The following is a 220-nucleotide window of genomic DNA, read 5'->3' as shown; positions in this document are numbered from 1 at the left end:
TGTTTAAGCAAATCGAACTTTTAATTGAAGAGTTTGATCATGGCTCAGATTGAACGCTGGCGGCAGGCCTAACACATGCAAGTCGAGCGGCAGCGGGAAGTAGCTTGCTACTTTGCCGGCGAGCGGCGGACGGGTGAGTAATGTCTGGGAAACTGCCTGATGGAGGGGGATAACTACTGGAAACGGTAGCTAATACCGCATGACCTCGAAAGAGCAAAGT

Annotated in this window: 1 rRNA gene; it reads left to right on the top strand. The window is 50.9% G+C overall.

Annotation, left to right across the window (positions count from 1 at the left end):
- Positions 1 to 21: 21 nt before the first annotated feature.
- A 16S ribosomal RNA gene (locus tag EVX52_RS25210) occupies positions 22 to 220 on the top strand; the annotation flags it as partial.

This window comes from Rahnella sp. CFA14(1/10) (assembly GCF_004195095.1).
Taxonomy (GTDB): domain Bacteria; phylum Pseudomonadota; class Gammaproteobacteria; order Enterobacterales; family Enterobacteriaceae; genus Rahnella; species Rahnella perminowiae.
The sequence above is the reverse complement of the archived record's forward strand: the minus strand, read 5'-3'. Positions and strand labels throughout refer to the sequence as shown.